Annotated in this window: 8 protein-coding genes; 3 read left to right on the forward strand and 5 right to left on the reverse strand. The window is 57.2% G+C overall.

Annotated elements, in window-relative coordinates; all coding sequences use genetic code 11:
- Positions 1 to 13 precede the first annotated feature (13 nt).
- Positions 14 to 3,247 (reverse strand): chemotaxis protein CheB, encoded by a 3,234-nt coding sequence (locus RBB29_RS14880; RefSeq protein WP_306114465.1) that lies wholly within the window; start codon positions 3,245 to 3,247, stop codon positions 14 to 16.
- Positions 3,248 to 3,484: 237 nt separating this feature from the next.
- On the opposite strand from RBB29_RS14880, the gene RBB29_RS14885 reads away from it, so the two are divergent.
- Entirely contained in the window at positions 3,485 to 4,162 is a 678-nt protein-coding gene (locus tag RBB29_RS14885; RefSeq protein WP_306114466.1) for a hypothetical protein, read from the forward strand.
- A 514-nt stretch (positions 4,163 to 4,676) separates the two neighbouring features.
- Here RBB29_RS14885 and RBB29_RS14890 read toward each other — a convergent pair.
- On the reverse strand, positions 4,677 to 5,072 hold the full coding sequence (locus tag RBB29_RS14890) for a helix-turn-helix domain-containing protein (protein ID WP_306114467.1): 396 nt from the start codon (positions 5,070 to 5,072) through the stop codon (positions 4,677 to 4,679).
- A 79-nt stretch (positions 5,073 to 5,151) separates the two neighbouring features.
- Between RBB29_RS14890 and RBB29_RS14895 the strand changes: the two genes are divergently transcribed.
- Together RBB29_RS14895 and RBB29_RS14900 are read left to right on the forward strand one after the other, a co-directional pair.
- Positions 5,152 to 6,060 (forward strand): DMT family transporter, encoded by a 909-nt coding sequence (locus RBB29_RS14895; RefSeq protein ID WP_306114468.1) that lies wholly within the window; start codon positions 5,152 to 5,154, stop codon positions 6,058 to 6,060.
- A gap of 290 nt (positions 6,061 to 6,350) precedes the next feature.
- Complete coding sequence (locus RBB29_RS14900; RefSeq protein ID WP_306114469.1) at positions 6,351 to 8,201, forward strand: hypothetical protein; 1,851 nt, start codon at positions 6,351 to 6,353, stop codon at positions 8,199 to 8,201.
- Positions 8,202 to 8,449: 248 nt separating this feature from the next.
- Here RBB29_RS14900 and RBB29_RS14905 read toward each other — a convergent pair whose 3' ends face one another.
- The 3 genes from RBB29_RS14905 to RBB29_RS14915 are packed head-to-tail and all read right to left on the reverse strand — an operon-like array spanning position 8,450 to position 14,188.
- Positions 8,450 to 8,785, reverse strand: a complete 336-nt coding sequence (locus tag RBB29_RS14905) for a copper-binding protein (protein WP_306114470.1) — start codon at positions 8,783 to 8,785, stop codon at positions 8,450 to 8,452.
- 34 nt (positions 8,786 to 8,819) lie between these two features.
- Complete coding sequence (locus RBB29_RS14910; protein WP_306114471.1) at positions 8,820 to 11,999, reverse strand: efflux RND transporter permease subunit; 3,180 nt, start codon at positions 11,997 to 11,999, stop codon at positions 8,820 to 8,822.
- Positions 11,996 to 14,188, reverse strand: a complete 2,193-nt coding sequence (locus RBB29_RS14915) for an efflux RND transporter periplasmic adaptor subunit (protein ID WP_306114472.1) — start codon at positions 14,186 to 14,188, stop codon at positions 11,996 to 11,998. The genes RBB29_RS14910 and RBB29_RS14915 overlap by 4 nt, the downstream gene beginning before the upstream one ends.
- Positions 14,189 to 14,236: the final 48 nt, after the last annotated feature.

Genomic DNA, 14,236 nt, shown 5'->3' on the forward strand with positions numbered 1-14,236 from the left:
CGCCGAAACGTGGTCAGGTATCGCCCGGAACCTCACGGAAAAAACCGCTGATCTTGATGATGTCACCGGCGCTGTCACGGATCGAAATCCCGTGCGATTCCACCGTCACCTCGGTCTTGTCGGCGCAGACGATCCGCTTGATGAAATGGAATTCGCCACCTTCATTGCGAACGCGCGCCACCTGATCCATCACGTGCTGCCGGTCGTCCGGATGATAAAAGGCAATGCCATTGTCCAGATCCGGAGAGAATTCCTTGGGCGTCGTTTTGTGGATCTCGTAGACCTTGTCGGACCAGTGCATCGTATTGGTCTTCAGATCAACTTCCCAATAGCCGACCCCGGCAAAGTCGTGCAGCATTTCCATGTTGTTCAGGCTGGCTTTCGCGGCAAGCTGCGCTTCGACAAGCTCGGTCACGTCGTCGGCAACCGAATAGATCGTCGACACCGCGCTCTCTTCGTCGGAAAAGCCATATCGCGTCAGGTTGAGCCAGATTACCTTGCCATCTTCCACCGATTTGAACGACAGCGTTTCGTTGGCAACATCCTTGTCACCTTTCGCAAATTTCGCGTCATTCTTCAGAAGACGCTCGGCGGCGTCCGCGCCGATGAACGCGCCAATGCTCTTGCCGATCGCCTTGTCGGCGGACACATTCAAAAGCCTGGCCCAGGCATCGCTGACCCTGAGGATCGTGCCATTGAGATCCCTGTGCATCAGGTAGACATGGTCCGTCTGCAGGATCATCTCCATCTCCCGGGCCATGCGTGGAAACTCGGAAACCACGATCGTTGCGCCCTGGATCTGCCCATTCTCCTCGAAATAGGGGGAACAGCTCAACTTGACGCTATTACCGTTGGTGGTGAATTCGCGGGTGACGGTCTCCCCCATCTGCAGGGCTTCGCTGCAAATCGGCGCGAGGCTCGGGAACCCTTCCGGCAAGGCGCAATGGCTGATATGCGGCGTGGCAATGGGCCGCCTGATGTTGAACATGTCGAGCGCCCGTCGGGTCGCCTGGATGATCTGGAAGGCGCTGTCCACGACGACAATTGCAAGCGGTGCGCTTTCCAGGATCGACATCAATTCGCCCGTCCGCCCGCTCAGCTCCGCGGTCGTCACCTGCAACTCCTCGTTGACGGTAATCAGTTCCTCGTTGGTCGACTGCAACTCTTCGTTCGAGGTTTCAAGCTCTTCGTTCGAGGCCTGCAATTCTTCGTTGGTTGATTGCAATTCCTCGTTCAGCGATTGCAGTTCCTCGTTGGAGGTCTCCAACTCTTCAATGGTTTGCTGCAACGCTTCGCGGGTCGAGGCGACCTCGTTTTCGAGAATACGGATACGCTCGGCCGCGGCCTTGCCATCGGGTTTCTTCCCATCATCCTTGCGGGTGGCGGCCTTGTCGATCTTGATCGGCGTGAACACCACGAGTGCCGCGCGTTCGTTGATGTCCTTGGCGATGATCGGGTAGACGTCGAGGCGCACCTCCTCGCCGTCGTTGTCCATCAACAGATGCCGAACCCCCGACCGCGCGACCTGGTTCTTGAGCGCGATGGTCATCAGGCTTCGCGCCTCTTCGCGCAACGGGCTGCGCAGGAGATCAAGGTGCATCTTGAGGTTCGAGCTTGCACTCACCTCGATGAAATTGGAGATGTTCCCATAGACCCGGACGATGGAATAATCGTCGGTCACAAGCACCGAGTTCTTGCCCATCGACTGCGCCAGCGCGTCAAAAAACTGCCGGTCGGTCGATTGTTCCTTCTCAACCGCTTCTTTTTCGCGTTTGTGTCGGGGGCTGTAGATCGGCATTGGGAAATTCTGCCGACCATAGACGACGTTGCGCAACATCCGTTTGTGGAAAATGTGCCCCGCCTTGCGGTGCTGCACAAATAGTTCATCCGACCCCGCGACGGTCTCTGCCGTACCGAGGAATAGCAACGCATCCGATGTCATCGCGAAATGGAACCGTGACAGCACCTTCTGTTGCAGGGAGTTTCCGAAATAGATCAACAGGTTGCGACAGCAGATCAGATCGACGTTCTGAAACGGCGGATCCTGGCAGACATTGTGATCGGAAAACAGGATCGCGTTGCGCAGCTTGTCGATGATGCGGATCCCATCCTTTTGGCGGATCACGTACTTATCCGCCAGATCGCGCGGGATGCTCTCTAGGGCGGTCGCGTTGTAAACCGCCCCGCGGGCGATCTTGAGCGCGCTTTTGTCGATATCGGTGGCGAAGATCTGCACATGGGATTTGAGGTCCACATTGGGTCCGCCCAACGCTTCCGCCAGCAGCATCGCGATGGAATACACCTCCTCGCCCGTGGCGCAGCCCGCGATCCACACCCGGAGCGGCCCTTCACCGCGCTCTTCCAGCAGCTTGGGCAGGAGTTGTTCAAGCTCTCTGAACTCCTCGATATCGCGGAAAAACCGCGTGACCGAGATCAGCAGATCCTTGAAAAGCGCATCCACCGCGTCGGGATTGTTGCGGCAAAACTGCGTGTATTCCTCCTGGCTGGTGATGCCGAGGGCCACCATGCGCCGCTCGATCCGGCGTCCGATCGTGGTTTGTTTGTATTCGCGGAAATCAACGCGGGTCTTGGCCAGAAGAATTTGCAAGAGGTCGGAAACAGGTGTGTCCTGCGGCGAGCGGGACCGGAACCCTTCGAACTCGCGCTGCGACGAGAGGATCTTGGCGAGGTGGGTCCCGATTTCGAGCGGTCGAAGGATCAGATCGACGCAGCCGGTCTGCACCGCCGCATGCGGCATGCCATCATATTTTGCACTGCCGGTATCCTGGGCGATGGTTATCCCGCCCACCTCTCGGATGGCCTGCACCCCATAGGCGCCGTCGCTGCCGGTCCCCGACAGCACAATCGCCATCGACTTTTCGCCATGGTTTTCCGCCAGGCTCTGCAAGAACCGATTGACCGAGGGCTTGGGCGACGCCGGATCGGGGCTTGGCTCGCGCAGTCTAAGGTGCCCGTCTTCGTAGATAACGTCGTTGTTCGGTGGCGTGATATAAATGACGTTGGGCTTGAGGACGGTTTTGTCCTCGACATCGGCCACTTCCAGGTCCGTCTGCCGGGCGACGAGTTCGGTCATCAGGCTCTTGTGATTGGGCGACATATGCTGCACAACAACATAAGAAACGGGCAGATCCGACGGCAGCGTCACGACCAGTTCTCGAATCGCTTCAAGCCCGCCGGCAGAGGAACCAATCCCAATGATGGTCAGGTCGGCATCGTTGTCGGTCATGTCGGCAAGCATTCCCCAATAGGTTTAAGCGGATAATAGATTGCAACCCAAAGGAATGCCATTCCCTTTTCTCCAATCGGTCAAAATGTTTAGCACCGAACGGTGTGTCAGAACGTCCAAAATAACCCCTGTGACATGGTAAAAAAAATCTGAACCAAAAACCGCCGGATTTACTTTCCGTAAAGATTTCCTTTCTACCCATAACAAAAGCGGCTCGTAAACCTGAGGGGAATGCACATGTGGCTAAGTGACGAACATCACAGCCCGGAAGAGGACACATCATCCAGGAAATTCGTCATCACGCTGAGCGTGGAAGAAGGCAAGGCGCCGGTGGTGCGCTCCTGCGAAATCATCGGACAAAATTTCCGCAACCGGACATCGTTCAGCGGTGACGCCGGTGTTGACGATCTGTTTGTCGAGGCGATTTCGGAAGGCCTGAAAGAATGCCTTGCGGATCTTGGCCCCGAAACGCAGGTCATCTCCTTCAAGGATTTTGCCATTGAAACGCCGGGCCTGACCCTTTCCGGCGCGCATATGATGGTGACAAGCGATGAGACCGGATGCCTGCATGTCATATTCCGCTTCCGTTTCTTCTTGGGCAGCCTCCACCTTGCCTTCAACAAGGGCTACGGATTCGACACGGTCATGGCCGACGAAAACAGCCGTCTTGCGGCCCTTGTGATCTCCGATCTGGCACTCCCGATCCTGAATATCTGCGAAGCGGCCAAAAGCGGTTTGCTGGACAACCATGCGCCGCTCACGTCCTTCGGGGATTCGCTTGCGGCACGGGCGCATGAAATCTCATTCCAGATCGAATTGCTGAAGCGGTTCGTGAACACGCCCGACTCGCGGGTGATGTCTGCGGCCAACAGCAGCATGGGTATCGACGACCGCGACGAGATGCGGATCGCCTGACCCCACTCCTCTGATCTCAAATTGATCCGCCGGTGCAAGGTACCGGCCCTGATTTGCCGCCACCACGCACAAGCGCACCCGGTGCGCGGTGGCGCTTTCAGAGATGTCCAATCAACCACGAGAATATGGCGAACCTGATGGGAGAGGCTCTCGCAGTCCGTTCGAAACAACGGCCCCTCACGCGGCATGTCGGAGGTTGCTGCCATTTCACTGCGCGAAAAAACTGTGGCGGAGCGACAGTCTTCATGCTTATTCCATTAATTATCTGTTTTATAAATTTTATTAGTATCGCCGGAATTCTAATACCACATAAAATACCTCGCAATGCATTCATGCCCGATTGCACTCTGGAGCAGAAATTGAGGGACATTGCGGCGAGTGTCAGCAACGAGCCCAATTTACCTGATGCTGCGGGGTGCGCGAATGTCGGCTCTGGCAAACCGCGCCGCGACGGCTGAACCGTGTCGTGTAGTCGAATAGACCACGCGTATTCATTTGTGCCGCAGGACGCCATTCACGACGGTAGCTTGCTCTCGCCTGTCGACGGATCGTATTGGCCACCTCCAAGGTTGCCGTGACCCCATGCCATAAGTGATAGCAACACTGGCTCAAGTGAGCGCCCAACCTCGGTCAGCGCATAGCGATAGCGGACGGGGCGGTCCTGATACGGGGTCTTTCCCACGAGGCCCAATTCGACCAGCCTCTTGAGGCGGTTCGCAAGGATGTTGGACGGCACACGCTCTTCGCTTCGCTGAAGCGCTTGGAAGGTCGACTTTTCGTGCCACATCAGGTCACGGATGATCAACAACGTCCACTTGTCCCCAATCAGATCGAGGCTGCGCGCGATGGAGCAGCGCGAGCGGAAGTCATATGCGTCGTCCGGGATGTCCAGATGATTAACTCTACTCATACGGCAGCCTAACACAGTCACTTGCAATTATAAAGTCACACCGATATAGAGCGACTTGCATAATGAAAGTGACCGCTAGATGGACGACACCAAACGCACCCTCCTCGCTCATGCCGCTGCCGCAACGGCCGCACTGAGTGCTGGCACGGCCGTCGTCGCCACGCGCTTCGTCGTTGGTGACGTCGATCCCATTTCGCTGGCTTTCTGGCGCTACCTGATCGGCTCTGCCTGTTTCCTGCCTGTTCTTCCGATGCTCTGGCCGTCTCACCGGCTGTCGGTCCGGGACGTGGGGACGATCGCGATCCTAGGCCTGCTTTTCTTTTGCCTCTTCACTTGGGGCTTTAACGCCGCGCTCGATGTCATCCCTGCGGCGCGTGGGGCAGTGGGCCTTGCAACCGTGCCGATACAGACGCTGATTGTCGCCGCCCTGTTCGGGCGCGAAGCGATGAGTCGGCGCAAAATCGGCGCCGTCGCGCTCGCCTTTGCGGGTGTGGCAGTCGTGTTCGGTCCGTCGGCGTTTGGCGAAGCTCAGGCGGGTGCCTGGCGGGGCGACGTCTACATGCTCGCAGGTGTCTTCTGCGCTGCACTCTACTCCGTCTTCAGTCGTTCGTCCCTACGCGCGCACGGCCCGCTCTTCGTCACGGCGCTGGCAATGATGTTTGGTGCAGCGGCACTGCTGGCTCTGTCCCTGTTTACCTCTGGCGGCCCGGACTGGCCGGCACTCGATCCAAGTGGTTGGGCAGCGCTTGTCTTTCTTGGCACCTTTGCGGGTGCGGTACAGTTCGCACTCTTCACGTGGGCGCTGCGCTGGCTGCCGCCATCAACTGCCGTGATCTATATCGCGCTCAATCCGATCACTGCCGTCGTCCTCGGAGGCTTCCTATTGGGCGAGGCGATCACGCCACTGTTGCTTCTAGGCCTCGCACTGGTGATGTCAGGAATTGCATTAAGCTCAGGAATGCTAGGACGAGGAAGAGCCAGTTCATGAAGGGCGGCGCGGCAATCCTTGTTTCGACTTTCTGAAGCGTCCCGTCAGTCGCAGCCTAGACGCAAAGCGGACGCCCGTGCTAAGCGCAACGAATTCTTACTTGTCCGCATTGCCGCCATACGACCCGAAGTAACCGACCATTTGCCTCGGATGGCTGCTTTGAGCCCACAATGACCGATGCTGCAGCTTGCACGAATGTCGGGTTACGCTCATTGAAGCGAGGGCTTTCCAATCGACTTATGTTAAAGTTGGTCATAGCCTTATGAATGCAACTCATAGATGGGCTCGTTATGCTGACTAAACTCGGCCTCAAGAAACAAATGCCACATTTGTCGATTCTGTTAACTGCGACTTTGGCGTTACTTATCGCCGGTGAAAGTACGACAGCGTGCACCTTCAATCAATCTGGCCCCATGCCCATCTGTGGTAGGCTGACAATCGCGCCTGAAACGGACGTCATTATTATTGAAAGTCATGACACGGGTGGATTGACGAACGTTTTACTAGGTCCTGAATTGCATTCAGCCGAATACGTCAATGTCGTCATCGGTGAAGTCCCGAAACCAATCACCATAGTCGTTTCTCACTACAATGCGGCGGTCTTAAACTTCTCGGGAAACGTAGATCAAGTCGATCAAGTCATTGCGATGGGCGCCCGCAGTTTAGGTTGGGATCATGTTGCGACGACGGGTATCGATGCTCGAAAAGTAAGCTTTCTACCGGTCATTGGTCGAGATAGAAACCTGAACACCAGTTGTTCGGCTCCACCAAGGTCATGCGTTCCTCAGCAGTATTTTGAACTAACAGATCAAGGGCGGAGCTGGATTGGTGATGTACCCTTGGATCCGCAATATGTCCGGATGAAGCCCACGATTAAAATAGGGGCCCTAAGACAAGCCTTGGTTAACATACCCCAAGAGCCGGTCCCAGCTGAAGAGCCCGAACAGGTAACCGCTTCAAAGGTGGAAGAGTTCAAATGGCCGCAGAGTTGGCATGAAGAGGTCGAAAGGTACAACACTTCAACCGATGGCTTTTCGACCTTCACACAAGATCAACTTGTTTCGCCAACGTCTGTGTCCCTAGATGGAAACCTTCCATCTTGGGCAGGTATACTAGGTCTAATCGAAGATGGTTCCGTCAGACCTGCCGGTGACTATGACTCTGACCCAGACCTGATACGGTTTTCCACTGCGTTTAACGAACGTTATCGCACACGTTTTGATCCGGATTTCAGTTTCGAACCCCGCATAGATTTTGTATTAGGGCACAATTTCAGGGGTGAGATTCCGCGTGACTTGCGCAAGGCAGACAGGACGCCTGTCATCTTTCTAAATAGCTCTCATCGTACTCCCGACCGAAATGCCGGTGACACCGGCAGATATTGTTTTTTCTCACCAAGTGGACCTCTGGCCCGTACCCGTTCTACAGGTTCATCTCGAAGCGACGGATTTCGATCCCAGTGCGGTCCTCACTCGCTGGGCCGAACGGATGGTCTTTCGCCATCGCTAGCGTCCTTACAACTGGATGCCGCGGTTAGCTTAGAAAATCATAAGCAATGGAACACACAACTGTGTCCTTTGATCGACATACCGTCGGATGCTGAGGTGGTTGTGCTGTCAACGCAGCATGGACGTCTTGGTGACGGAGTACGTTTCAAGCACTGTGATATAGGAACGTCACAGCAGTCTGTCAGTTCGGGTAGTCCGACTGAAATCCTTGGCGAAGGTTCGGACCAGTGTGAACCTGGCGAAGTAGATGTGCAAATAGATCGCAGCGGGCCTATGTTCTTGTTCCTGAAAGGGCGCGGCGCTTTAAAATGGAACTTTGAGGTATCGGGTCAAAGCGAAATTGTTGGCGTGGTCACAGTGAATGACAGGCGCCAATCCATTGTTGGCCTACCTGAGGGCGTTCCATTTAGTCAGTACGTGCCAGGCGACAGAAGCCTGCCTGATGGCTGCGGCAACAGTTTGCTGAATGCTAGCCCGATGGCTGGCGGTCCGGCCATTCAATTATTTGAAATGATGCTCAATCAAACTTCTGGGCGCGACATAGACTTGCTAATCAACAACGGGATATCTCCGGATCAAGATAGCCAAACGCCTGATAGGATTCGCGATTATACAACCTTCGTGGTGAGGTAAGGTGCTAGAAACCATGCACTCCGCGCCGGGACCAGTCATTGGCGCAACTGCAGCGAAAGCTAACTTTGTCCCGCATTGCGGCCATAACTAAGGCCTGAGGCGAAAGACCAGATTGCGGACAAAGCCGTCATCCGGTCACACGGATGGATTGTCTGCTTTACGGCTGCAACGCGTTACAAAACATCCAGATAGTTAAACACTTTTGAGACGGCTGTTGATGGTCACAGCAGAACGATATTGGCTCGAGCCTACTCCATAGGCATCAGAGCGCGGATGGCATACATACCGTCCTCTCCTTTTTCGAGCACGATAAGGGCGTCTTGACCTGCCGCCACATCACCAACTTTTGCTTCATCCAACAGCTGAAGATCCATCGTCATCGCGGGCCAGCCGATTTCGGGGATGGGGCCGTGCGAGAGATTAACCGTTTTGCCTTCTATACTGTTGATTGTGGCTTGCGTTTGCACACCGTCATGCATGGCGTCATGACCAGAATGATCAGCATGGCCGGAATGGTCTTCGCTTGCGATTGCTGTGGTTGCCAACAGACCGGTCATCATCAGAGGTAAGATTAAGTTGTGCATAGAGCTCTCCATTGCGATTGAAAATTGTGATGGGCTATTCGCCCGGGGTGAGGATTGGCTCTTGGGGCGGTGCAGTCGCCATCAGGCGATTTGTTTTTCGCAGGCTGAAGCGTTTCCAGATTACAAAGACTGCTGGAATGACAAACAGCGTCAGGATCGTAGCGGTGGCCATGCCGCCAATCATCGGGGCGGCGATGCGCTGCATGACTTCTGATCCGGTGCCGGTGCCGTACATGATCGGGATCAGCCCGGCAAAGATCGTGGCCACCGTCATCAGCTTTGGCCGCAGCCGCAAAAGCGCGCCCTCAAACACGGCCTCCTCGATGTCTTCCCTGACCAGCACCCGGCTTTCTTCCTGTGCCGTCTTGACGCGTTTCTCCCAGGCCAGGTTGAGGTAGAGAAGCATCACGATGGCGGTTTCGACAGCCACGCCCGCCAGGGCGATGAAGCCCACCAATACGGCAACGGAAATCGCAAACCCAAGATACCAGATCAGCCAGACACCACCCGCGAGAGCAACGGGTAAAGCCAGCAGAATAATTGCGACCTCTGTCACTCTGTTGAACGCCAGGAACAGCATCAGTGTGATGATCAACAGCGTGGCTGGGGCGACAACAGACAGCTTCTCCTGTACCCGTTCGATGTATTCATACTGCCCGGACCATGACAGTGCATAACCCGGCGGCAATTCGACGGCTTTGGCCACATGAGCGCGCGCCTCGGTGACGTAACCACCCAGATCACGACCTGCGATGTCAATGAAAACAAAGCCCGTGCGCCGCGCGTTTTCAGAACGGATCATGCCCGGCCCATCGACCAGCTTGATCTCCGCCACTGCCGACAGCGGAATGTGCGCACCCGAGGGTGTGACTATCGGTAGATTGGTCATGCGGTCCGGGCTGTCGCGCCAGTCGCGGGGATAGCGCAGGTTGATCGGGAACCTCTCCAACCCTTCGACACTTTCGGCAATCGTTTGGCCGCCAATGGCGGTCTGTACCACCTGCTGAACATCGACAATCGAAAGCGCGTAGCGGGCGGCAGCGGCCCGATCAATGTCGATCTCGATATAACGCCCGCCTACTGGCCGCTCGGCATAGGCCGAAGTTGTACCGGGTATATCGGTCACGGCCCGTTCGACAGCGATTGCGATCTCTTCGATCACATCCAGATCGGCCCCGGAAATCTTGACGCCCACAGGGGTTTTGATACCCGTTGCCAGCATGTCGATCCTGTTTTTGATCGGCTGTATCCAGACATTGGTGACACCGGGCACCTGCACCCGTTGATCAAGCTCGGCCCGGATATCGTCCATGGTGACACCCGGTCGCCATTCTTCCCGCGGTTTGAGCTGAATGGTCGTTTCGATCATGGTCAGCGGTGCGGGATCGGTGGCCGTGTCCGCGCGCCCCAGCTTGCCATGCACACTCTCGACCTCGGGCACTTCGCTGATAAGGCGGTTGGTCTGTTGCAAGACCTCGCGCGCCTTGCCGATGGAAACACCGGGATAAAGCGACGGCATGTAGAGGAAATCGCCCTCGTTCAATGCGGGCATGAACTCGGTCCCGAGGCGCTGCGCCGGATACCACATAGAGGCCACCAATGCGCCCGCCAGCAGGGTTGTGGCCCAGGGCCATGCCACCGCCGCGTCAAGGAAAGGCCGGTACATCCATTGGCAGACCACGTTCAGCGGATTGCGTCGTTCGGCGATGATGCGGCCCCGGATAAAGTACCCCATCAGCACAGGCACCAGCGTGACAGACAGGATCGCGGCTGCAGCCATGGCATAGGTCTTGGTGAATGCCAGCGGCTTGAACAGGCGGCCTTCCTGCGCCTCCAGCACGAAGACGGGAACGAAGCTGACCGTGATGATCGCCAGCGAGAAGAAGAGTGCCGGACCAACCTCGGCGGCTGCGTCACCCACCACCTTCCATCGGTTTTCGCGGGTGATCTCGCCGTCTTCGATCTTCCTGTGCAGGGCCTCGATCATGACAATGGCCGCATCCACCATGGCCCCGATGGCAATGGCGATCCCACCTAGGGACATGATGTTGGCATTTACCCCCTGCAGGCGCATCACAACAAACGCCGCCAAAACGCCAAGCGGTAGGAACAGCACGATCACCAGCGACGAACGCAGATGCAGGAGGAACGCGCCGCAGACCAGAATGACAACGATGAATTCTTCGGTGAGCTTCTTTTGCAGGTTCTCAATCGCCCGCTCGATCACACCGGAGCGATCATAGGTGGTGACGATCTCAACGCCCTCGGGCAATGAGCCACGCAATTCGCCCAGCTTTTTTTCAACCGCTTGGATCGTGGTCAGGGCATTTTCGCCCCAACGCATGATCACGACGGCTCCGACGGCATCCCCTTCACCGTCAAACTCACCCACGCCACGGCGCATCTCGGGGCCAAGGCGGATTTCCGCGACATCGCCAAGGGTCAGCGCCGCGCCGCGTTCGTTGACCATCAGGGGAATGGCGGCCAGATCGTCCAGCCCGTCCACATAACCGGTGGCGCGGACCATATATTCGGCCTCGGCCATTTCGATGACACTGCCGCCGGTTTCGCGGTTGGCCATTTCAATGGCGGACAAAAGCTTGGAGAGCGGGATATCAAAGGCGCGCAACTTATTTGGATCAACGACGATCTGGTATTGCTTGACCATGCCACCGATAGTGGCCACTTCGGACACCCCGTTGATGGTCTGCAACTCGAACTTCAAAAACCAATCCTGAATGGCCCTGAGTTGCGACAGATCATGCCCACCGGTGCGGTCGATCAGGGCATATTGATAAATCCAGCCGACGCCGGTCGCGTCCGGCCCCAGTTCGGGGTTCACACCTGCGGGAAGCCGGGATTGCACCTGCGCGAGATATTCCAGGACCCGCGACCGCGCCCAATAAAGATCGGTGCCGTCTTCGAACACCACATAGACATAGCTGTCTCCGAAGAAGGAAAAGCCACGCACATCCACAGCACCGGGAACCGCCAGCATCGCGGTGGCGATGGGATAGGTCACCTGATCCTCCACCACTTGCGGCGCTTGCCCGGCATAGGGCGTTTTGACGATAACCTGCACATCGGACAGATCGGGGATGGCATCGACGGGCGTGGTGCGCGCCGCCCACAGGCCCGCAGCCCCCAGCATGAAGGCCAGAACGACAACGACAAAACGGTTGGCAATTGACCACCGGATAAGCGCGGCGATCATGATCCGCCCTCCGCCACGCCCCGCAGGGTAAGCGACATATCTGATCCTTGCGTGAGCAGAAGGCCTGTTTCCTCACCCAGCGGCAGCGAAGCTGGATCCAGAGCGTCGTCCAGAGGGAAATCCATGGTCATCCCCGGCATACCGATTTCGGCGATTGGCCCATGCGTGACATTTGCCACGCCTGCGTCCGTGTCGATGCTGTTGACGGTGCCCGTGACTTTCATCGGCTTGGCCATGGTCTCAAAAGACGTCAAGATCATCGTCATCCCATCAGGGCGTGCAAAAGTCAGAGACAGGTCTTGATCCAGCGGCAGATTGGCCGGATCAACATCATCGGCCAGATCAAAGGCCATCATCATGCCCGGCATACCGATCTCGACAATCGGACCATGGGCGATCATCGCTTGGCGCGCCTCGGCATCGACGGACTGGATTACGCCATCCACCACTATGGGCGGCGCGATGGCCTTCCTCTCCATTTCAGGCACCGGCTCCTTTTCCATCATCGCGGGTGCGTCTTCGGCACGCACGCCGACGACGACGTAAAGCCCGTCCTCTCCCTGGGCCAGATCGAATTCCACATTGGTTTCCAGCGGAATGTCAGCCGTATCCAGACCGGCCACGTCCATGTCCATCTGCATGGCCGGCCAGCCAAGCGCCGGGATTGGGTCGTGGCTGATGCTGAGCTTTCCATCATGCGTGATGGCGTGGACCATTCCCATACCGGTGGCATCCACGCCGTCATCCCGACCCAGGGCACTGATCGCCAATAGGCCGTCGGCCCCCCGGAAAACCTTGAACTTCACGTCGTCGCCCTGGGACAGATCATCAAGATAGACGTCCGAGCGAATGGCAAATTCCGTCTCAAGCGCGGGCCAGTCCAACGCTGGGATCGCATCATGCCGGATCGTGGCACTTCGGCTTTCGGGATCAAAGGCCGTCAGAACACCTTTGGCATCCACCGGCTCTGCCTCTGTGGGGGCGAAGCGCAGCATCCCGGCGTTCAATGCACTCTCGCTGTCGATCAGGAACTGAGCCGAGGCGACCACCTCATCGCCCGGGGCAAGACCCTGTTCGATGACTGTGCGGCCTCCGGCGCCGAAACCATCGCGCAGACCTGTGGTGACAAGGCGCGGGCGGAACACCCCGTCGCCGGTCCTCAGGATCACGCGTTCAGCCCGACCAGTACGGATCACGGCCTCAGAGGGGACGGTCAGCGCCTCACGTGTCGCGCGCGGGAGAAGGTCGACATTGGCAAACATGTTGGGTTTGAGTATGCCCTCGGCATTGTCGAACCGCAGGCGCACCCGTAGCGTTCGCGTCATGGCGTCCAACTCCGGGAAGATATAGTCGATCTCTCCGGTGAATATTCGGCCCGGAATATGCTCGAACCTGGCTTCGGCCATCATATCTGCTGAAAGCCGCCCAATATCTCGCTCGAACACATCGACGAGCAGCCACACAGACGACAAGTCGCCCAGCGACATCGCTTGAGTGTTCGGGTGCAGATACATCCCGTCCGCAGCCGTCAAATCGATCACCACGCCATCCTGCGGGGCGTAGTACCTGATGCGCTTTTCTGGAATAGAGGCCTCTGCCATTTCGGCGATCTGACGATCACTAACCCCAAAATTCTGCAGTTTGGACCGGGCGATGTTGATCTCATCTGCATCCTTGCGCTTGACCGCGCGGATGAGTTCGGAGCTGGCGACGGTAATTTCCGGTGCGTAGAGGTCAAAGAGCAACTCACCTTGTGCAACCGGATCGCCCTCGGCGCGCACTTCTAGCCGTTCGATCCAGCCTTCTACGCGGGTATGGATATGGCTGGTCGCGTGTTCGTCGTAGCCAACAAAACCCACCGTTTCGATCCGTTGCGCCACATCCTGCACGCGCGCCACGGCGGTGCGTACGCCAATGGTGTTCACCTCGGCCGCACTCAGGCTCACATCCTCCGGGTCGCCCGATGGTTCATCCCCTTCATAAACCGGCACCAAGTCCATCCCCATCGGAGATTTGCCGGGACCGTCCTTGCGGAAATTCGGGTCCATTGGAGCTACCCAATAGAGGATTTCTGGCCCAGCTCCGTCAGCGCTCATCGCCATGGCGCCGCGTTCCCGTTCGTACCAGACCCCGCCTGCGATGCCTGCACCAAGGGCTAAAATTGTCAGCGCAACATATCTTCCACGCATGTTTTCGTCCTGTCTTTGACGCGCGGTCATAGAGGGACCGCGCAAAGA

Origin of the sequence: Roseovarius sp. MMSF_3359, from assembly GCF_030733385.1 — a bacterium.
In the GTDB taxonomy this organism is placed as follows: Bacteria; Pseudomonadota; Alphaproteobacteria; order Rhodobacterales; family Rhodobacteraceae; genus Roseovarius.